16 protein-coding genes are annotated in these 21,076 nt (G+C 28.5%); 1 reads left to right on the top strand and 15 read right to left on the bottom strand.

Going from position 1 to position 21,076, the window contains the following annotated elements; all coding sequences use genetic code 11:
- Positions 1–15: 15 nt before the first annotated feature.
- The gene (locus KGF45_RS07360; protein ID WP_227842098.1) at positions 16–1,350 is read right to left on the bottom strand and encodes a CoA-disulfide reductase; all 1,335 of its coding nucleotides are present in this window, start codon (positions 1,348–1,350) and stop codon (positions 16–18) included.
- 339 nt (positions 1,351–1,689) lie between these two features.
- Between KGF45_RS07360 and KGF45_RS07355 the strand changes: the two genes are divergently transcribed.
- A complete protein-coding gene (locus KGF45_RS07355) occupies positions 1,690–3,078 on the top strand; it encodes a cation:dicarboxylate symporter family transporter (RefSeq protein WP_227842097.1) in 1,389 nt (462 codons plus the stop codon).
- A 59-nt stretch (positions 3,079–3,137) separates the two neighbouring features.
- Here KGF45_RS07355 and KGF45_RS07350 read toward each other — a convergent pair whose 3' ends face one another.
- The 14 genes from KGF45_RS07350 to KGF45_RS07285 all read right to left on the bottom strand — a co-directional run bounded on the left by KGF45_RS07350 (position 3,138) and on the right by KGF45_RS07285 (position 21,072).
- Positions 3,138–4,346, bottom strand: a complete 1,209-nt coding sequence (locus KGF45_RS07350) for an alginate O-acetyltransferase AlgX-related protein (RefSeq protein WP_227842095.1) — start codon at positions 4,344–4,346, stop codon at positions 3,138–3,140.
- A gap of 15 nt (positions 4,347–4,361) precedes the next feature.
- A complete protein-coding gene (locus KGF45_RS07345; RefSeq protein WP_227842093.1) occupies positions 4,362–5,780 on the bottom strand; it encodes an MBOAT family O-acyltransferase in 1,419 nt (472 codons plus the stop codon).
- 16 nt (positions 5,781–5,796) lie between these two features.
- Positions 5,797–6,873 carry a hypothetical protein gene (locus tag KGF45_RS07340; protein ID WP_227842091.1) on the bottom strand — a complete coding sequence of 359 codons (1,077 nt, stop codon included), beginning with the start codon at positions 6,871–6,873 and terminating at the stop codon, positions 5,797–5,799.
- Positions 6,874–6,883: 10 nt separating this feature from the next.
- Positions 6,884–9,187 (bottom strand): glycosyltransferase, encoded by a 2,304-nt coding sequence (locus KGF45_RS07335; RefSeq protein WP_227842090.1) that lies wholly within the window; start codon positions 9,185–9,187, stop codon positions 6,884–6,886.
- Positions 9,188–9,191: 4 nt separating this feature from the next.
- Entirely contained in the window at positions 9,192–10,103 is a 912-nt protein-coding gene (locus tag KGF45_RS07330) for a glycoside hydrolase family 5 protein (protein ID WP_227842089.1), read from the bottom strand.
- A 321-nt stretch (positions 10,104–10,424) separates the two neighbouring features.
- Complete coding sequence (locus KGF45_RS07325) at positions 10,425–12,173, bottom strand: DUF4091 domain-containing protein (protein WP_227842088.1); 1,749 nt, start codon at positions 12,171–12,173, stop codon at positions 10,425–10,427.
- A 55-nt stretch (positions 12,174–12,228) separates the two neighbouring features.
- Entirely contained in the window at positions 12,229–13,038 is an 810-nt protein-coding gene (locus KGF45_RS07320) for a carbohydrate ABC transporter permease (protein WP_227828137.1), read from the bottom strand.
- A gap of 15 nt (positions 13,039–13,053) precedes the next feature.
- Positions 13,054–13,971 carry a carbohydrate ABC transporter permease gene (locus tag KGF45_RS07315; protein ID WP_227828136.1) on the bottom strand — a complete coding sequence of 306 codons (918 nt, stop codon included), beginning with the start codon at positions 13,969–13,971 and terminating at the stop codon, positions 13,054–13,056.
- A gap of 98 nt (positions 13,972–14,069) precedes the next feature.
- Positions 14,070–15,386, bottom strand: coding sequence for an ABC transporter substrate-binding protein (locus KGF45_RS07310; protein WP_227828135.1), 1,317 nt, complete (start codon positions 15,384–15,386; stop codon positions 14,070–14,072).
- Between the two features lie 264 nt (positions 15,387–15,650).
- A complete protein-coding gene (locus tag KGF45_RS07305; protein ID WP_227828134.1) occupies positions 15,651–16,175 on the bottom strand; it encodes a hypothetical protein in 525 nt (174 codons plus the stop codon).
- A gap of 3 nt (positions 16,176–16,178) precedes the next feature.
- The gene (coaD, locus tag KGF45_RS07300) at positions 16,179–16,676 is read right to left on the bottom strand and encodes a pantetheine-phosphate adenylyltransferase (RefSeq protein ID WP_227432495.1); all 498 of its coding nucleotides are present in this window, start codon (positions 16,674–16,676) and stop codon (positions 16,179–16,181) included.
- 1 nt (position 16,677) lies between these two features.
- Positions 16,678–17,232 (bottom strand): 16S rRNA (guanine(966)-N(2))-methyltransferase RsmD, encoded by a 555-nt coding sequence (rsmD, locus tag KGF45_RS07295; RefSeq protein WP_227828133.1) that lies wholly within the window; start codon positions 17,230–17,232, stop codon positions 16,678–16,680.
- Between the two features lie 58 nt (positions 17,233–17,290).
- A complete protein-coding gene (gene recG, locus KGF45_RS07290; protein WP_227842087.1) occupies positions 17,291–19,348 on the bottom strand; it encodes an ATP-dependent DNA helicase RecG in 2,058 nt (685 codons plus the stop codon).
- Positions 19,349–19,428: 80 nt separating this feature from the next.
- A complete protein-coding gene (locus KGF45_RS07285; RefSeq protein ID WP_227828131.1) occupies positions 19,429–21,072 on the bottom strand; it encodes a DAK2 domain-containing protein in 1,644 nt (547 codons plus the stop codon).
- Positions 21,073–21,076 lie beyond the last annotated feature (4 nt).

The raw sequence follows: 21,076 nt of genomic DNA, 5'->3' as shown, positions 1-21,076 counted from the left end.
GTTGCTTAGATAAAATTATTTAGATACATTTCCAGCTACATTTAATACATCCCATGTTCTTGCAAATGGTGGAGCATAACATAAATCTAACATACCAAGTTGACTTGTAGTCATTTTTCCAAAGATAGCAGCTGCTAACACATTAGTTCTTTGAACAGCATCTTTAAAACCAGCTACTTGCCCACCTAAAATAACTTTTGTATCTGCATCATAAATAAGTTTTACATATATTTTATTTCTTCCAGGATAATAATGAGTTTGATTATAATCAGAAATAAATTTGGATTTGAAGTTTAATCCCAAAGCATTAGCTTGTTTCTCTGTAATTCCAGTTGAGGCAGCCTCCATATCCATAACCTTTATACAACTTGAAGATAGAGAACCTTGATAAGAGACTTCTTTACCTGCTAGATTTTCTCCTACTATCCTACCTAATTTATTTGCTCCAGTTGCTAAAGGTATATATGCGTTTTCATTGCTTACTATATTCTTTATAGTCGCACAATCGCCAGCAGAATATATATCTTCAACAGAAGTTCTTCCATATTCATCAACTATTATAGCTCCATTTTTTAATGTTTTTATATTTGTGTTTTGTAAAAATTCCGTGTTTGGTTTTACACCAGTAGCAATTATCACAACATCTGTATCTATTTCACCTTTATTTGTTATTACTTTTTCCACTCTATCTTTTCCAGACAATTCTACAACTATCTCATTCAAATGCAATTTGACATCGTGATTCCTTATTTCATCCTCTAAGACATCTGTAATTTCCTTATCAAATACTTGTGGTAATATTCTCTCTTCCAATTGAACTACTTGTACATCTTTACCCAATTTCTTGCATGCTTCAACTGCTTCTAATCCTATAAATCCAGCACCTATTATAGTTATTTTTTTTATTTCTTTTCCACTTAATAATTTTTTTAGATATTCTCCATCATATAAGCTTTTTAGTGTAGAAACATTTTTTAAATTTATATTTTTTATAGGAGGCATTATGCTTCTTGCCCCAGTTGCTATCATCAATTTATCATAGTAATCTTCGTATATCTCATCTGTTTTTACATTTTTTATTTTTATTTTCTTAGACTCAGTATCAACTGCAATAACTTCTCTAAATATGTTTAAATCAATACCAGATTCTCTAAGTTTTTCAGGTGTTCTTGCCAATAAATCATTAGCATCATCAAAAAAACCACCTACAAAATATGGCAATCCACAAGCTCCAAAAGACACTATTTCAGTTTTTTCATAAACTACAACCTCATATTCAGGTTTAATTCTTTTTAATTTCGCTGCAGCACTCATACCAGCTGCAACACCACCAATTATTATTACTCTCATTTTATCTCTCCTTAGACGTCTAATTAATTTCTCTACTTATTTTAAACTTTTCATTTGATATCTATTCTATGTATATATTTTCATGGTAATTTTTAGTTATTTTTTTAACATTTTTTTATTTGAAATCAAATTTTATAAAAGTTATTCTTACATCTATTACCCTAATCCAAAGTCTTTAAACATATATTATACCCCATTTCCATCTATTTAATCACATTTTGATAAATTAAATCATTTTATTCTATCTCGGTAAATTGTGATATAATATTGACATTTTTTTAATATATTGATATCATTTAAACTTAGAAAAATTTATTTTTAGACAAAGGAGAAAAAATATTGGAAAGCTCATTCTTATCACAATTTCTTATGATTACAGATTTTAAAACGATTTTTTTCATAGTATTACTTATAGGTATATTTTTTATTGTTAGACAATTTGAAAAGAAAAAAATCAAATTTTCATTGAGAACAATATATGCTACAATAATTGGTCTTATATTAGGAATTATTATTCAAGCTTTTGCTGGTTTTCCTACTGATACAACTCAAATTACTTGGTTGCAAGAAGTAAGCAAATGGTATAGTTTATTTGGTTCTGGATTTATGGACTTATTAAAAATGTTAGTAATACCTTTGGTTTTCTTATCAATTATAAAAGTAATTATTAACATGAAAGATAATAATCTTGGAACTTTAACATTTAAATCTCTAGGAATGCTCCTTATTACTACGGCTATAGCAGCAATTGTTGGAATTGTTGTTGCAAACACAATGAAATTAGGAGTAGGAGCTGATTTATCTAGTTTAGGTGGAAATCAAGAACTTAAGGAAATAAACTCTCTTGTAGATACTTTAAGAGGATTATTGCCATCAAACCCTGTAATGGCTATGGCAAATGGAAATATTGTAGCTACAATAATATTTGCTACATTTATAGGTACCTCAATAAAGAGATTAAGTAAAAAACATTTTGAAACTATAAAGCCATTTATAGATTTTATAGAAGCATCTTACAAAATAATTGTTAGTGTCTCTATGACTGTTATCAAATTTATGCCTTATGCTGTAGTTGCACTACTTGCAAATACAATAACTTCACAAGGTATTAGTTCAATAATTTCTGTTTTATATTTTATATTAGCTCTTTATATATCAGTTGCAATATTATTTGTTATACATTTAATTTTTATAACTTTAAATGGTCTAAATCCTATTACTTATATAAAAAATTCAACTGAAGCTCTACTTCTAGCATTTACTTCACGTTCTAGTTTGGGAACATTGCCTGTTACGATAGAAAGTTTAGTACAAAATCACGGAGTTGATGAGGGTGTATCAAGCTTTACAGCAAGTTTAGGTGCAAATATGGGTATGAATGGTTGTGCTGGCATATATCCTGCTTTAATGGCTGTTACTCTTGCTAATATGGCTGGAGTAAATATGGATATCAGTTTTTATGTTATGCTGTTAATTGTTATAACAATTAGTTCACTTGGGATAGCAGGACTTCCAGGGACTGCTACAATAGCTGTTTCGGTTGTTATTTCTGGAGTAGGTCTTGGTTCTTATTTCCCACTAGTTGGTGGAATACTTGCAATAGACCCTATACTAGATATGGGACGTACAATGATAAATGTCAATGGAGCTATGGTATCTTCAATTACTGTAGGTAAATCACTTGGAAAAGTTGATAAAGAAGTATTCAATAAGAAAAATATTTCTTAAAAGGAATCATAAAAAATAAATGGCTGACATAGTACAAAGTTAGCCATTTATTTTTTATTTTATTTACAAAATGGAAAAAATTCTTTTGTAAGGTTTTGAGGATATACAGATATAAAAACAAAGTCATAATCTTGAGACTTTGCATATTCTAATATATCTCCATCATAATATCTAGGGTCTATCATATCCATAGTTGAACAAACAGAAGAAAAGAATGCTGCTGTTGGTACAATTAATGAGTCCTTAACAAATAACACTTTTAATCCTTCTGGATTTTCTATATTTTTAATTTTAACTAGTGGACGATTCCCCAATAAATATGTAAAATATTTATCTGATTGTCCATCCATTAAATTAAGGTCAGCATTAAAAGGGTATGATAATATCAAACTCTCTTCAAATCTTCCTTTTAATTCAAATTTTTGAGATTTAGAATCTGTATAGTATGTATAATTTGTCTTAAATTTAGGATAAATTAGTGTAAAATCATCTATCCCGCCATATAAAACTCCTGTCTTTCTTCCCATAGAACCAAGAAATGACCTAGGATATACAATCGAATTATAGTTCTCCTTATCTCTATAATAATAATTTTCATCTAATTTCATATTATATTTTTTATTAAGCTGTTCAATTAATTCTCCAAATGCCCAAAAAGAAGTCTCTACTTTCCAATGGTGGTCTGTTTTAAAGAATAAATCATCTTTTGAAATACCACTTTTTAAAATATTTTCTCTAAAATCTATATAGTCAACATTATCCTTTTTTAGCTCATTTAAAAAATTATCTGCTGTCTCATTACTATAGGAATAAGGTATGCCTTTAGGAAACTGTGTCACTCCTTTTATATATTTATCTGGAGTCATTAAATAAACCAATTTAGTATTTTGTTTATCCATTTCCTTAGAGAACTTACTTACTCTATCTACCAATACATCAACTTGATTTGGAGATTTAGCAAAATATGTGTAATGCATTTTTCCAGAAGTATCTTTCACAACACTAAACTTTGAAAATTCATTTTTACCCATTAGTTTTTGTAAATATCCATAAGTTTCAATAAAAGTATTTTTATATATCACTTTGTCATTTACTGTATTATCAATAGACGATATAGTATCCTTTAAACTATTCTTATCATTAATTGAATTTTTTATTTCTTGTATCATATCCTTTCCAGAATAACAGATATTAGAGATAGAGAAGGTGAATAAAACAACTAAGAATATAATTGTAGTTATTAGCCTTACTTTAAAAAATCTATTCATACTTTTCCTCCTCAGCTAAAAATTAAAGTAAATAAATGGATTATAACTTCCAGTTACTAAATATGTCACAGAAATAAAGAACAATAAAATAGAACAAATTGGATAAAATAAATTAAATAATGTACTGTATTTAGCTTGTTCAACAACAAATTTATTAACTTTCTTTGCAATAGGTACACTAAAAATAAATGCAAATATAAAGAAAATCAAATATTCTTTCAAGAACATATATGTATAATCACTCCATATAACTCCACTTGCACCAAACATAGCTTTAAAATAGTTATATGCTTCATTTAAATTTGGAGCTCTGAACAGTACCCATCCAAAGTTTACTACTAGTAAAGTATAGATATGTTTTATGAGATTATAATTTTCAATCTTTTCAAACATTATGAATCTCTCTATAATTAAAAAAACAAAATTCAAAATCCCCCAAATCACAAATGTCCATTCTGCACCATGCCATATTCCAGTAAATAACCATACTATAAACATATTTCTAATCATAATGTCTTTATTTAAAACTCTAGAACCACCAAGTGGAAAGTATATATAACTCTTAAACCACATTCCTAAAGAAATATGCCATCTTCTCCAAAACTCGGAAATTGATTTTGAAATATATGGATAATTAAAGTTTTCTTCAAATTTAAAACCAAACATAAGACCTAAACCTATGGCCATATCCGAATACGCAGAAAAGTCAAAAAATATTTGTAAAGTATAAGCTATTGAACCAAGCCAAGCCAACGATGTAGCTATTGAACCTTGACTATTCATAGTGTAAATATAATCTGCTACTATTGCCATATTATTAGAAATTAATACTTTTTTACCTAAACCAGTTATAAACCTACAGGTTCCAATAGAAAATTTATTCCATGTTTCTTTTCTGTTATGAATTTGTTCTGCAACACTTTCATATCTAACTATAGGTCCTGCTATTAATTGTGGGAAAAAAGCTATATATAATCCTACATAAAAAGGGTTCTTTTGAACTTCTCCATGTCTACGATAAACATCTATAACATAAGACATTCCTTGGAAGGTAAAAAATGAAATACCTATAGGTAAAACAATACTTGGAATGGCAAGTTCTGTATTAATAAGTGAACTAATATTTCTTAATGCAAAAGCTAGATATTTAAATATAAATAGAACACCTATATTATATATACACATCAAAATCAAAATAAGCCTTACTTTTCCTTTACTTTTTCTGTATCTATCTACTAGTAAACCAAATATATAGTTCATTATTATCGAAGCTATCATAATAACAACAAATTTCGGTTCTCCCCATGCATAAAAAAATAAACTAACAATAAGTAATATCATATTTTGGATTGTCCGATTAAATCTAAATAAATAATATAATACCAGAGTTGTTGGCAAAAAATAAAATAAAAAAATCAAACTTGAAAATAACATGCTATACCTCCTCTCTTTACTCAGTTTTTGAGTATTTTTTCCAATATAAGTATATACCTAAACATATTACTACTAAGGATATAAATAAAATGCGAATAAAATTTAAACTGTTATTTATAAAATTTACTGTTTTCATATTTTGTACTGTTGGTGATTGTTTAGGAGCTACTAAAGTATATGGAACACCATCTTTATCTTTTTGATTAATACTCCAAGACTGAGTCAATGCTATCTTCTTTCCAACTTTAAATTTGTCATCAACATTAACTTGTAAAATAATTTCTCCAGGTTGTACTTCATTATTTAATGTTAATTTACCTTCTTGAGATATATTTACATTGTTTTGTTTTTCTACAAATGAGTACTTAATTTTTGAACTATTTTCTAGTCCTGACACTTTATATTGACTTATACTTTGACCCAATACAGGTATTTGTACTTCTTCATCACCAATTATTTTAATATTATGCAAGGATTCAAGTTGCTCCTCTAAAAGTAAAGATACTTTTCTTATTGTAATAACATTATGTTCTTCATTAGATGGAATAAATGTAATTCCCCACCCATTAATATCTGATAGCACATTTGAATCTAACACGACATTATTTTTATCATTTATAAAACTGCTAAAATTTACATAAATTTTTCCCTCAAACTCACCTGGTATATCTATGCATCCATCTTTTATTTTATCTGAATATATTATATTTTGATTTTCAATAAATATTTCGCTACCTTCTTTTAACTTAAAGTTAAGCATATCCTTACTTTGTATATTTAAATTAATTCGCTGAGAACTTTTATTTTTATTTTGAATCTCAATATAAAAATTATGGAATCCATTCCAGTCCTCTTTTATATTTTTATAAATATATAGATAACGTTCTTTATTATTTTTAGAACTCTCTGTCTCTATTTTTATGCTTGTATTTTCATGTATAATGTTAGCACTTAAATTACTTTCCACCTTTTTAAAAGATAAATCTAAATTTTTATTACTTATTGCTGAACTTATAAAAATACTGTTTATAAAAAAAATAAACACTAAAATAAAATATTTTAAATAACACAAAAACACTTTTAAAATTTTCATTTTATCTCTCCTAAATATATTTCATGGGCTCAAACTCATCTGTGCATTCGTCTTTCTTTTCATTAGGTTTTGAAATTATAATTGTTTTATGTTGTAATATCCACTCCATCATTTCCTCTCTTAAAAATAAATTTTGCATTATACTATCAATATTATTTACCTTGTATAGAACACCTCTCACATCAGCTTTACCTTCACATAAATCACATTCAAGTATAATATCTTCATTAAGTTCTATTTCTATTTTTTGAGGATAAATATTTTTATTTTCAAAACTTAGTAATACATACTGATAATTAAAATTTACCAGTTTTACCTTACCTATATTTTCTATAGTGCGTTCAAAATCTGTATTAATTCTTGGACTTCTTCGCGATAAAGTTTTGGATTTTTCAATACGTTTTTTTACATTAATTTGCAAGTCATCAAAAAAACCTAATTGATTAGATATTGTCATTGGCAAAGTAGGTACCCTATCATGAACAATACACATCCAATTATCAAATTGATTATCTTCAATGTGTGTAATGTAACATGCATACTTCCATTTCGAGTTTATTTCCACAACATTAACTATTTTTGCCTTCATACTAGCTATATATATTTCATTTCCTGATTTTTCTCTAAACTCTATCTCAAATTCTTCTGGAGAAATATACTCTGGATTTTCCAACAAAAATGCAAATCCATTTTCTGATATATCAATCGTTTTTGAAGAAAGAATGTACGAATTTTGCTTTAGTTTAAAATCAATTTCAGCAACATAACGCTCAGATTTTCTCAATTGCTGTCTTCCTGATATAAACAACATTGCCATAATAAGGTTAAAAAGATTTCCAATTAACCAAAACAGTACAACTGAGTATGTCATTGAATTCATTTTAAATATTGATATAAACATCTTTAAGATTCCTATTATAGATAACACTATATAGATAAAATATGGTGCTCCCTGCAAGACCTTATATATTATTTTTTCTTCTGCTTTATTTTTATTAGTCACTGAAAACTTATTCTTAGATATTGCAAATGTTTCAAGTATTACTGCTGGCATTAAAGACTGAAACATTATAGTTTCATATATGTTAGTCCATCTTGTATTTCTTATATTTTGAGAAAATATTTTAAGAGATAGACTACTTAAAATATACATAGGCAACCAAAATATCAATACTTGAAGTAATGTGCATTTTACAACAATTACATTAAAGACTGAAAATAAAATGGGAGCCATTATATAAGTAAAGCGCTTTATACTTGCATACCAATAAGTAATTGAAGAAATATAACTTATTTTCTGCCAAAATCCTAAACCTTTTCTAAACAAAATATTTAATCGTCTGCCCGTCTGTATACATCCACGTGCCCATCTTTCACGTTGTTTAATAAGGCTTTTTAAATCTGTTGGAGACAATCCTGATGCATATACCTCTGGAATAGCATAGCATCTATATCCTTTACTTTGGATTAAAATCCCTGTTGCAAAATCTTCTGTGATAGAAAAAGTATAAAATCCTCCAACTTCGTTTAAAGCTTCTCTTGAAATAACTGTATTACTACCACCATAAATTACAGAATTGGTTTTATTTCTAGCTAACTGAATATCTCTATAAAAATAATCTTGTTCATTTGGAATTCTACCTTCAGAGTGTAAATTAAATTGAAATAAATCTGGATTATAGAAACTTTGTGGTGTTTGCACAAAACCAATCTTTTCGTATTGTTCTTTTTCTCCATCTTTTTTAGCTTGCTCATTTTTTAAAAAGTATGGTACTGTATCAATTAAAAAATCATGCATAGGTATCATATCTGCGTCAAACGTAGCAATTAAAGGAGAGTTTGTCTGTTGCATTGCATTATTTAGGTTTCCAGCTTTAGCGCCTTCTCTTTCTGTTCGAGTTATATAATTGACACCCATTTTTTCTGACAGAAGACGCATTTCCTCACGATTACCATCATCACATATGTATATATGCACCTTTTTCTTATCAGGATATTGCATATGAAGACATCCATTTATTGTTTTTCTCACCAAATCAACAGACTCATTATATGTTGCAATAAATACATCTACATGTGGATAAAGTTCTTCACTTATAATTGGCTTTTCAGGATACTCAATATTAGACATTCCATAATAATGTACAAACATTTCCATCATTCCTATTAGCTCCACTGAAAGTAGTATTATCGCACAGATTAATGCAAACGCCCCTTCTTCTTTGGGTATTGTATAAAAAATTCTCCACAATATATATATGATATTAGTAATAATAGTTAAGGTTATAAGTACCTTTTTTGAATTTTTCTTCACCAAATCACCTCTTTCCTATTAGTGCATTCAATATATCTTCATCCCAAGTACCTTCAACTTGATTATATATTCCAAATCCAGAAGCAAGTTCCCAATAAGCCCATGAAAAATTTCGTTTTTCAGCCTCTTCTCTTACTGCTTTTATCCAAGCTACTCTTGAAGCTTCTGGTGCCTCTTTTGTTATTCCAAACTCTCCCAAGAAAACTTTTACATTATTTTTATTAGCCCACTTCTCTACTGTATCAAATCTTTTCTTTAGATACTCAAGTTGTTCATTTGTTCCTTCCCAAGTAATATTACTTAAGTGCTCAAACCCTTTATGATAAATATTTCCTTGGAATGCAAAATCATTTGGTTCATAATAGTGAAATGAAACTACTATATTAGAATTTTTAGGAATATTCAAATCCTTTAAATAGTCAATTTGATAGTAATTGTATGGACCTACTATAATTGTCCTTTTATGGTTAGTTTTTCTAATTATATTTATAGCTTCTTCAAAGTATTCATTTAGTAATTGTGAAGACAAACTTTCTTTAGGTTCATTTAATAATTCAAATACCAAGTTTTTATCATAGTTTTTGTACCTACTAGCTATTTGCTGCCATATTTTTAAAAACTTTTCTTTATTAGTTTGTGGTTCTTGCATAATTTCTTCAAAGTGATGTAAATCTAGCACAACTACTAAATCCTTATCCAATGCATACTTTATATGCCCATCAATCTTTTTGAAGAATTCTTCATCAATTTTATAATCATTAGAATCTGAGGTGTAATCAGAAAATCTTACTGGTATACGAACTGTATCAAAACCTGCCTTTTTTATATCATCAAAATATTTATTTGACATTTTAACATCCCAAGGAAAATCTTTTGGTGATTCCAATGAATTTCCTATATTTATTCCTCGTTGCATTGTAACTGTATCACTATTTCCCCTTATTACAAAACAAACGCCAACAAAAACTATACTTAAAAAAGCTGTTATACTAATACCTATTCTTTTTATATTACTCTCCTCCTAACAATTTCATTTTTGTATGATACATTTTAATAAGTTTATTCTATCCGCAGTAGCCTTAATATAATTAATACCCTATTATAACAATTTAAATTATATCATGTCATGTCTAATTATGCTTCTTTATAAATTTTTTCTCAAATATTCTTTAAAAAATAAGGGCAGTATATCTTAAAATAATTAAAATTATTTTAAGATATACTGCCCTTATTTTTTTTACAATTTATCTAACAAATCTAAAACTTGTTTTTTTATCTTATCATATCCACAATTATCTAGTGAATATCCAAGCTCTATATTTCCAAAACCTTTAATCTCAGCATTTTCTTTTTTATTTAACAAAGTTTGCATAAGCTCAACTTCTATATATTCTCTTCCCTTTTCTTTTTCTAACATGGTGAATAACTCAAAATCTTGTATGCCAAATCTTAAGTTTTCCATTCTAACACTTCTAACAGGCTTTAAGTCTTTTCCAGGATAAACAAAGAACATGTCTCCAGCTTTCCAAATAGGGAATTTATAACTTGCGTCTTTCCAAGGGTCTTCTGTCCATAAATTATAATCCCATCTTAAAAATCCATCAAGACCAAAACAATAAGTATACCACCCTATTATTCTATTTTCTACAAAAGGAGAACTTATAAAACTATTTGGTTTTTCTGGGAAACAACAAACAAACCAAGTCAATATTCCGCCTTTATCATGCATTTTTTTCTTTAGATTTTCTATATCTTTATAATTTTGAATAGTAAGTTTTAAATTTATTGACATATCATCAACTTCATCTTTGGCTCTATCTAAAAAATTTTGGTCATGAGTTGCTGATTTATATTTAACTTGATGAGTACTTACAGTAGAGTTTATAAATTCGATACACTCTTTTACGACCTCTGGATTATTTGGTTCATCAGCTATAATTCTGACGCTATCCCATAGATCACATTCTATTAAATGATTTAATACTAACCCTATATACGCTTTTAAATCATCTGTATTATTTATAAATTTAAACACTTTGTCTTTTTCATCAAAGTATCTTACTCTTATAGGGTCTTTGTAGCCCTCTATCGGGTTTCCAAACTCTCCAGCACACCAATTACCCAACAGACCAAATAAATCTATCTCCTGAGCCATTTTGTACTTACTAGCTATACTTATATATTTGTCCATGCTTTCAAAATTACACTTGATATTTCCATCTAAATCTTTTGATACACCCACCATATTGTATTCGTATAAGTTTGATGGATTTTTATAAACTTTATAACAACTTTGACCTGCCCATGGATAATCTGAAACTATAACTGTTGCAACTTTTTCTCCTAAAGATGCTAGTTCTTTGAGATAATTATCTATTATCTCAAAATGTATATCAGACCACAATTCAACTTTATACATTCTAGCTAGACAACTTGGATGTTGCCATAAATCTAAAAAGAATTTACTTTCGTCTAAAGGCTTTAACACAACATTTTTTACTTCTATTGGCACATCAACTGTACAAACTTTTTCTTCATCTTCATATCCAAAGCTTTTAAATATATCAATACTTATATTAAAGTTATTTCCTAAAAAAGCCTCAGGTACTTGCCCTTCAATCCAAAACGTTTGAGGCAAATATTGTTCCACTAGCACATCTTTATCTCTCAAAATAGCATCATTTACAAATGCTTTTGTATCATCTTGAACATACCCTAATATATTTATACTAAAATTGTTTTCTAATCCATCAGACACATTTAGTTCTAATCTTACTCTATTTCCCAAGCCTTTCCATGATATAGCACTACTACCATCAATTGTGCAATTAAATTCTTCTGTAGCTTTCAACATAATTTGAAAGGCAAATTTTTCACCTCTAGCTACTACAATATTTAAATCCTTATGTTCCCAAGTTTCAGCTTCTATAACTGAGTATTTATTGTGTTTAAATGTGCAATCTTTCAATACATATGAAATTTCCATGTTTTAATTTCCTCCGCATCTATAAATTTTATTTTGTATTTTTAAAATAGACTATTTAACCTTTTATACCAGATAAAGATACACCTTCAACAAATTTACTTTGTAAAATTAAATAGAAAATAAATGGAGGTAAAAATGTTATTGTTGCTCCTGCCATCATTTGTCCATAATTCGTTATCTGGAATGTCTTAAGAGTGGATAGCCCTACTGTTAATGTCCTCATTGCATCTTTAGTTGTTGCTATAAGAGGCCACATAAACTCATTCCATGCTCCCATAAAAGTAAATATAGCTAGTGTAATTAATGCTGGTTTGATTAGAGGTAACACTATTTGTACTAAAATTCTAAGGTCTGAACAACCATCTATTTTTGCTGATTCTAAGAGTTCTTTTGGTACTCCTAAAATAGCTTGTCTCATTATAAATACACCAAATGCAGTTGGTATTGGCATAATAAGAGCCAAATAACTATTTATCCATCCTAAGTGTTTCATTATTATATAAAGTGGTATCATTGTAACTTGAGATGGTATAATTAAAGTCATTATCATAAATAAAAATAACTTATCACTACCTTTAAAATCCATCTTCGCAAAAGAATACCCTGCTAATGTACTAAATACTAAATTTAACAGTACTCCTGAAAAAGATACTATAGTTGTGTTTAAAAAATATTGCATAAATCCTTTTTTGGTAAATATATCTATATAGTTTTGAAGTGTTACTGTTGAAAAAGATATATCCAAATTGTACGAATTATATGTTACCTTTAATGATATTATCAACATATATATAAATGGTACTAAGCTTGCACATGCTATAAATAACAGCAACCCATCACTCAATAATCTCTTTGTTGTTTTCATATTATACCTACCTTTCTAAAAATCTGAACTGTCTCGTTTTACAAGCTTATTTTGTAAAATTGAAACTACTGCTATCAACAAAAATAATACATTTGCTACAGTCATTGCATATCCAGAATTGAAATTTTTAAAGTTTAAGTTAAATGCGTGCATAACTATACTCATAGTAGATATACCTGGACCTCCACCTGTCACAGTATAAACCAAGTCAAACACTTGTAACGACCATATTGTTCCTAAAAACACAACCATTATTGTAGTTGGCTTTAGTAATGGAACTGTTATTTTCATAAATTCTTGAAGTTTTGTAGCTCCATCAACCTTTGCCACCTCATAACAATGTTTTGGTAAATTCATTATAGCTGAAATATAAATTACCATAAAATATCCTATGTTTTTCCACATAGATATAAACATAAGTGTAGGAAGTGCTGTCTTACTATCACCCAAAAGTTTAGATGATTCTATTCCAAAAGCACCTAATAATTGATATATAATTGAACCTTCTCCATTTAATAAAGCTCTCCATACCATACCAATCAAAACCATAGATGATAATACAGGTATAAATATAGCTCCTTTAGCAAATGAAGCTATTTTACTATTTCCTTTTCCTGTAATCCAAACTGCCAAAATCAATGATAAAATAGTCTGGCAAGGTACTACTACAACAGCAAATTTAATTGTATTTATAATAGATACTTTTAATGTTTCATCTGTGAATAATTTTTTATAATTTTCTAAACCTATAAATGTTGCTGGACTAATAATATTGTACTTTGTAAAACTAAAGTATATTGACATTATTATTGGTAATACATAAAATGTCACTAAAATTATGCCCAATGGTAATATGTATATATATGGTTTAATATTTAGTTTTAATTTTTTTCTTGTTGAATTTTCTTCAAACTCTCTAACTAAGTTATTCATTTTTATCCTCTCCAATATAAATATTAGCATTGTACTTATAAATACAATGCTAATTTTAATCTGTAAAGTATTTTATAACATCTTACAGCCTTAAACTTTTATTGTGCTAATAAATCATTTGAATATTTTGCAGCATCATCTAATGCTTGTTTTGGAGTTTTATCTCCTGAAATCATAGTTTGAAGTTCTTTCCATAAATATTCATATATTTCAACACCATGTGGTCCTACTACTAATGGTCTATATACATCCTTATCATTTTCAACCATTTCTTTAAATCTTTCATCACCTTGATATGGTTCACCTTTTGTTATTGGTGCTCTTGGTATTGCTTTATGGAATTCTGTCATTGATTCAACACTTAACATATGTTGTATTAATTTATATGCAAGTTTTTTATCTTTTGCTGATGACATTAAAGATAAATGGTCTACTGCTCCAAAAGTTGCAGCTTTCTTATCTTCTAAACCAGTTACAAATCCCCAATTTAAATCTGGAAATGACTTATCAAATACACTTGTTGCAGCAGAAGACAACATTATAGTAAATGCTGCTTTTCCTGGTCCAAATACACTTTCTATCATTTCATTACTATCTTTAGATAAAGAATCTTCAGGTACATATGCTTGTAATTCTTTTAAGAAATTAGCCGCGTCTAAACCACTCTTATCATTAAATTTAACTGATTTTAAATCGTCATTAAATATGTCTCCACCAGCTTGCCATAAATATGGATACCAGTTCCAGTTCATGTTACCAAAAGTTTTAGCTCCCCATCCTTGAGCTAATCCCCATTGGTCTACTTTTCCATCGCCATCAGTATCCTTTGTTGCTTTTTGGCAGATTCTTTTAAAATCTTCCCATGTTTTAGGAGGTTTTTCTCCTATCTTATCTAGAATATCTTTGTTATAGTATAATACACCTGGATTTGCTGCTTGGAATGGCATTCCATACATTCCACCCATCATTTCAGATGTTTTTATGTAAATAGATTGTTCTTTATCTTCTTTAGTTGCATAGTTAGTTAAATCTTCTACTGCTCCACTTTGTATAAACTGAGGATACATTTCTGCATACATATACCCAACATCAGGGCCTTCATCAGCACTTATGGCTGTTGCAAATTTTTCTGAATAATTTTCCCAAGGAATTATCTGTAAATCTACTTCACAGTTATTTTTTTCCTCAAATTTATCTAAAATAGGGTCCCAAACTTCCTTCATATTATCTTCTACTGGTGGCATCCAAAGAACTAGCTTTTCTTTTTCTCCATCCTTTTTTGCATCTTTTCCACTACCACTTGAACACCCTGTTATAAGTGTTGTAGTCATAATTACCACCATAGCTAGTGAACACAATTTTTTCAACATACTCACTTTAATTCCCTCCATCTTGTTTGGTTTTTCTTTTTTCATTGTAATTCTACATAATTTTACTCCATTTAAAATATTATCAAAGCATGTATTTCTTGTCTAATCAGTTTTTTCTATATATATTTTTCTATTATAGTTTTTTTCTATAGCAACGTTGCTATTTTTATTTTTTATAGTAATTAATATAGTTAAGATAAACTAGAATTTTTTAGTGAAATTTTTGATTTTAAAATCTCTTTTATTAAATTGCTCCATAAAAAACAGACCATATAATTATATGGTCTGTTTTTATCTACTTAAAAAAATTTATTTTTTAGGTCTAAGTTCAGCTTTATCTCTTTTTATTTCTTCTAATATTTCTTTTAAATTATACTCAACACTAGAAAGTACATCTTCTGCATATTCAATTGAACCAATTCTTATCTCATTGGCTATTCTTTCAGCTCTGTCAACTATATCCTTAGCTCTTTGGTCTGCTTGAACAACAGGTTCGCTTGACTCTACATATGCTTTTACTACATCTTCAGAATTTTTCTTTAATTCTTCTATATTTTCCTGATATTCTTGTTGTATTCTTTCAGCTTCTTTTTGTGCTTGTTCAACTATGTTTGTAGCATCTTGTTTAGCTTGGCTTATTATTTTATTTCTTTCTTTATTTATCCAAACTGCCTGTGTTACTTCTTCTGGTATTAAAGTTCTTATATCATTAACTATTGCTAGAACTTCATCCTTATCTACAGTACATTTATGTGAAAAAGGAATTGTAGAAGCACTTCTAATTATCTCCTCTAATTGATCAAATAGTTCAATCATTTCTAAATCTATCTTCATATATCAATTACCCCCAGTAGTTTTTTTCTTTAATTCTTCCAAAACAATTTTTGGAACCAAATTTTTTATATCAGCATCAAAGAGCAAAACCTCTTTTATTAAAGATGAACTTATAAATGAATATTTTGTACAACTTGGTAAAATTATAGTCTCTATATCTGGATTAAGCTCTCTATTCATATGAGCCATTTGAAGCTCATAATCAACATCAGCACCACTTCTTACACCTCTAACTAATGCTCCAATTCCATTTTCTTGACAGTAACTTATTAATAGCCCATCAAAAGTTACAACTTTTATATTCTCTAGATGGCTTGTACTTTTTTTTATAAGTTCTACTCTTTCATCAAAGCTAAATAGACCTTTTTTATTAGGATTATTTAGGACTCCTATTTGTAATTCGTCAAATAACTTCGAAGCCCTGCAAATAATATCTAAATGTCCATTAGTAATTGGGTCAAAGCTTCCTGCAAATATAGCTTTTCTAGGTTTATTTTCCATTTTATGCCTCCACCTTATAAAAAGTTAATGTAGTATTTCCATATTTTTTATCTTTAGTTTTTTGTAACTTACATATTTTATCTGGAAATAAATCATTAGTATCATGCTCTACAACTATTATTCCATCTTCATTCAATAAATTGGAATTATCAATTTTTTCAATAGCTTCTATAAACATATTTTTATAATATGGAGGGTCCATAAAAATTATGTCAAATTTACTATTTTGTAACTTAAGCTTATCTATAGCAGTTTTAAAATCAAGGTTTAAAATAAAACTCTCATTTTCAACCCTTGCTTTTTTTATATTAGATTTAACAATTTCTATGCTTTCTTTACTAATATCTACAAAAGTACATGCTTTTGCACCTCTGGACAAACACTCTATCCCTAAAGAACCAGTTCCAGCAAACAAATCTAGAACTTCACTTTCCATTATATATGAATTTATTATATTAAATAAAGATTCTTTTACTCTGTCTGTTGTTGGCCTTACATCTTCATTTTTTGGAGTATTTAATTTTAATCCTCTTGCTTTTCCTGAAATTACTCTCAATATGACAATCTCCCTTCAGCACATTCTTACATCAATAATATTTTAACATAAATTAAAATTAATTTAATGAAATTTCTTCCAATGTATCTTTAAATTTATCTATAATTTCATTTTTAAGTGGAATATTCTCTTTCAATTGTAGATTATTATCTTCACCTAATATATATCGTGCTTCCTGCTGTGCTAACTTTAATATTTTTATATGCTTAAACAAATTTGCTACTTTTAATTCTGGAAGTCCATGTTGTCTAGTCCCAAAAAACTCTCCAGGGCCTCTTATTTCTAAATCCTTTTCTGAAATTCTAAATCCATCATTTGTTTCTTCCATTATAGACATTCTCTGCCTGCATACATCTGTTTTAGAGTCATAAATTAGTACACAATATGACTTATGGCTTCCTCTCCCAACTCTACCTCGAAGCTGATGTAATTGTGCAAGACCAAACCTTTCAGCATTCTCTATTATCATTAGAGTTGCATTTGGCACATTGACACCAACTTCTATAACTGTTGTTGAAACCAGAATATCTATTTCTTTATTCTTAAAGTTACTCATTACTTCATCTTTTTCACTTGATTTCATTTTCCCATGAAGAAGTCCAAGTCTTAAATCTGAGAAGTATTCAGCTCTTAATTCCTCTACTAATTCAACAGCTGACTTAGCTTCTATTGCTTCACTTTCTTCCACTAATGGACATACAATATATACTTGCCTTCCCGATTCAACTTCTCTTCTTACTAGGTTATTATAAGCTCTATCTCTCTTGCTCTTTTCAATAGCAAGTGTTTCTATTGGCTGTCTCCCTGGTGGGAGTTCATCTATAATAGAAATATCTAAATCTCCATAAAGTATAAGTGCTAATGTTCTTGGTATTGGTGTTGCTGTCATTACTAGTATATCTGGATTTATTCCTTTTAATGAAAGTCTACTTCTTTGCATAACTCCAAATCTATGCTGCTCATCTGTTATAACTAGACCAATATTATTAAATTCAACTTTATCTTCAATTAACGCATGTGTTCCTATCAATATATCAATTTCATTATTTTTAATTTGTTCTAATACCGTATCTTTTTGTTTTTTTGTAAGGCTACCTATTAATAAGCCTACATTTATGCCAAAATCTTTTAAGGTTTCAGTAAGTGAAATATAATGCTGTCCTGCTAATATCTCTGTAGGTGCCATCAAAGCGCCTTGATAACCATTTAAGACACAATTTGCAAGTGCTAAGAGAGCAACTACTGTTTTACCACTACCTACATCACCTTGAAGCAATCTATTCATTATTTTATCGGAATTCATATCATTTATAATTTCATCTAATGCTCTATTCTGAGCTTTAGTTAATTTAAATGGTAAAGAACTTATTATATTTTTTAAACTTTCACTTATTGTAAATTTTATTCCATTTTCTTTATTTCTTCCACTTTTAAATACAAACAGTCCCAACTGTAATATAAGTAATTCTTCAAATACAATTCTATATAAAGCTATTTTTAACGATTCCTTATTGCTTGGTGAATGAATGTTTCTAACTGCAAAATCTATGTTACATAATCTATATTTTTCTATAATTCTTTGTGGCATGTATTCTTGTATAATTAATTCCTTATCTTCAAGTACAGTCTTAATTATACTCATAATCTCTTTATTTGTAACACCATATGTAAGTTGATACACAGGCATAAATCTACATGTATTTTTAGGTGAATTAGTAAGATATTCTAATTCACATGATGTAAGTTCTAAGTTATTAAATCTTTTCTTAACTTTTCCAAAAACTAATATTGAATCTCCAGGTCTAAATGTATTTTTTATATAAGTTTTATTAAAAAATACTAACTTAGCCGAACCAGTTTCATCTTTTACATCAATCTTTGTTAAAGTCATTCCTTCTTTTGGACTAAATGTATTTATACTTGATATTACTGCTTTTATTGTAGCTTTTTCATCATTCTCCAATTGTGCTATTTTCTTAAGATTGTTTCTATCTTCAAATTGCCTTGGAAAATAATACAATAGGTCCTTTAATGTGAATATACCCAACTTATTTAGCTTACATGCTTTTTTAGGGCCTATTCCTTTAACATATTGAACATCTTTATATAAATCCAACAAATATATCACCTACTACACAAAAATCCTGTACAACCAACTTTATAAAAGCTACATGGTCATACAGGTTCTTATAATCATTATTCAACTGAAATTAAGTAATAATAAAGAGGTTGTCCTCCATAATATAATTCCACATCTACATCTTCAAATTTTTCTTCTAAAGAAGTACGAAGTTCATTTGCCTGAGATTCTGTAACATCTTCACCAAAGAATAAAGTTATTATAGCAGTATCCTCATCAACCAATTTTTCAATAAGATTTGATGTTACTTCATCTACATAATCCCCTGCTGATAATAATTTACCTTCTGCAATTCCAATTATATTACCTTCTTTAACATCAATTTCATTCATTACTGTATCCCTAACAGCAAAAGTTACCTGACCTGATTTAACTGAATTTAAAGCATTCATCATAGCTTCTTCATTTTCATCTTCACTTAATTCTCCATTAAATGTTACTAATGCAGCAAATCCTTGAGGTGTGTTTTTTGTAGGTATAACTATTATATTTTTATCACTCAATTCTTTAGCTTGGTTAGCAGCCATTATTATATTGCTGTTATTTGGGAAAATAAATATATTTTTAGCATTTATATCCCTTATGGCATTCATAAAGTCTTCAGTACTTGGATTCATAGTTTGACCACCTTCTATTATATGGTCAACACCAAAATCTTTAAATATATTTGCTAATCCTTCACCCATAGAAGTCGCTATGAATCCAAATTCTCTTTCTTCTTCTAAAGGCTCACTATCATTTTCTTTTTTTTCTTCTACTTCCAATATTGTATTTTCATGTTGTAACTTCATATTTTCTATTTTTATAGTTAATAATTGACCATACTTTAGAGCTTCTTGAAGCACGTCTCCTGGGTCATTAGTGTGTACATGTACCTTTATGACTCCATCATCTCCAACTACTGCTAGACTATCACCATAAGCCATCATTATATCTCGTATTTTCGTATCTTCTACTTTAGAACTTTCTAGTATAAATTCTGTACAATAACAGTATTTTATATCATCTGTGCTAGTGCTATTCTTTGGGAAGTCTATATTTGTTGCAACATTAGTGTCTAGGCTAACACTTTTTATTTCTATATTGTTACCCTTTATAGAAGCTAACATACCTTCATATATAAGTACAAGCCCTTTTCCTCCAGAATCAACTACACCAGCATCCTTTAGATTTTTTAGGAGGTCTGGAGTTCTTTCTAGTGAAGCATTTGACTCCTTTACAAGCATACTTAAAAACTTTACTACATCTTTTTCTTTTTTAGCAGCTTTTACTGCAAACTCTCCGCTCTCTCTAACTACAGTAAGTATAGTTCCTTCAATTGGTTTTATTACAGCTTTATAAGCTGTATCAGCACCATTTTTAAAAGCTTTTGCTAAATCATCTGTCGATAATTTACTTTTTCCCTCTATAGACTTAGCTATACCTCTAATTATTTGTGAAAGTATAACTCCTGAGTTTCCTCTCGCACCCATTAAAGAGCCTTTAGATAATGCTTTTCCGATGTCTGATATATTATCATTGTCTACTTTCGCTAACTCTTTTAAGGCATAAGATATAGTTAAGGACATATTGGTCCCTGTATCTCCATCTGGTACAGGGAATACATTTAATTTGTCAACTAAATCTTTATTGTTTTGGAGATTGTTTGCACCTGAAATGAACATCTCTCTTAACCTTTTACCATCTATATACTGAATCATTTCT

It is taken from the genome of Clostridioides sp. ZZV14-6154, from assembly GCF_020657785.1.
GTDB lineage: Bacteria > Bacillota > Clostridia > Peptostreptococcales > Peptostreptococcaceae > Clostridioides.
Note: the sequence above shows the minus strand (reverse complement) of the source record. Positions and strands in the feature narration are given on the sequence as shown.

Excerpts from the sequence above, each read along its gene's own strand:
- KGF45_RS07360 (WP_227842098.1), bottom strand. The coding sequence starts at position 1,350 with ATGAGAGTAATAATAATTGGTGGTGTTGCAGCTGGTATGAGTGCTGCA.
- KGF45_RS07350 (WP_227842095.1), bottom strand. The coding sequence starts at position 4,346 with ATGAATAGATTTTTTAAAGTAAGGCTAATAACTACAATTATATTCTTA.
- KGF45_RS07345 (WP_227842093.1), bottom strand. The coding sequence starts at position 5,780 with ATGTTATTTTCAAGTTTGATTTTTTTATTTTATTTTTTGCCAACAACT.
- KGF45_RS07340 (WP_227842091.1), bottom strand. The coding sequence starts at position 6,873 with ATGAAAATTTTAAAAGTGTTTTTGTGTTATTTAAAATATTTTATTTTA.
- KGF45_RS07330 (WP_227842089.1), bottom strand. The coding sequence starts at position 10,103 with ATGCAACGAGGAATAAATATAGGAAATTCATTGGAATCACCAAAAGAT.
- KGF45_RS07325 (WP_227842088.1), bottom strand. The coding sequence starts at position 12,173 with ATGGAAATTTCATATGTATTGAAAGATTGCACATTTAAACACAATAAA.
- KGF45_RS07320 (WP_227828137.1), bottom strand. The coding sequence starts at position 13,038 with ATGAAAACAACAAAGAGATTATTGAGTGATGGGTTGCTGTTATTTATA.
- KGF45_RS07315 (WP_227828136.1), bottom strand. The coding sequence starts at position 13,971 with ATGAATAACTTAGTTAGAGAGTTTGAAGAAAATTCAACAAGAAAAAAA.
- KGF45_RS07310 (WP_227828135.1), bottom strand. The coding sequence starts at position 15,386 with ATGAAAAAAGAAAAACCAAACAAGATGGAGGGAATTAAAGTGAGTATG.
- KGF45_RS07305 (WP_227828134.1), bottom strand. The coding sequence starts at position 16,175 with ATGAAGATAGATTTAGAAATGATTGAACTATTTGATCAATTAGAGGAG.
- coaD (WP_227432495.1), bottom strand. The coding sequence starts at position 16,676 with ATGGAAAATAAACCTAGAAAAGCTATATTTGCAGGAAGCTTTGACCCA.
- KGF45_RS07285 (WP_227828131.1), bottom strand. The coding sequence starts at position 21,072 with ATGATTCAGTATATAGATGGTAAAAGGTTAAGAGAGATGTTCATTTCA.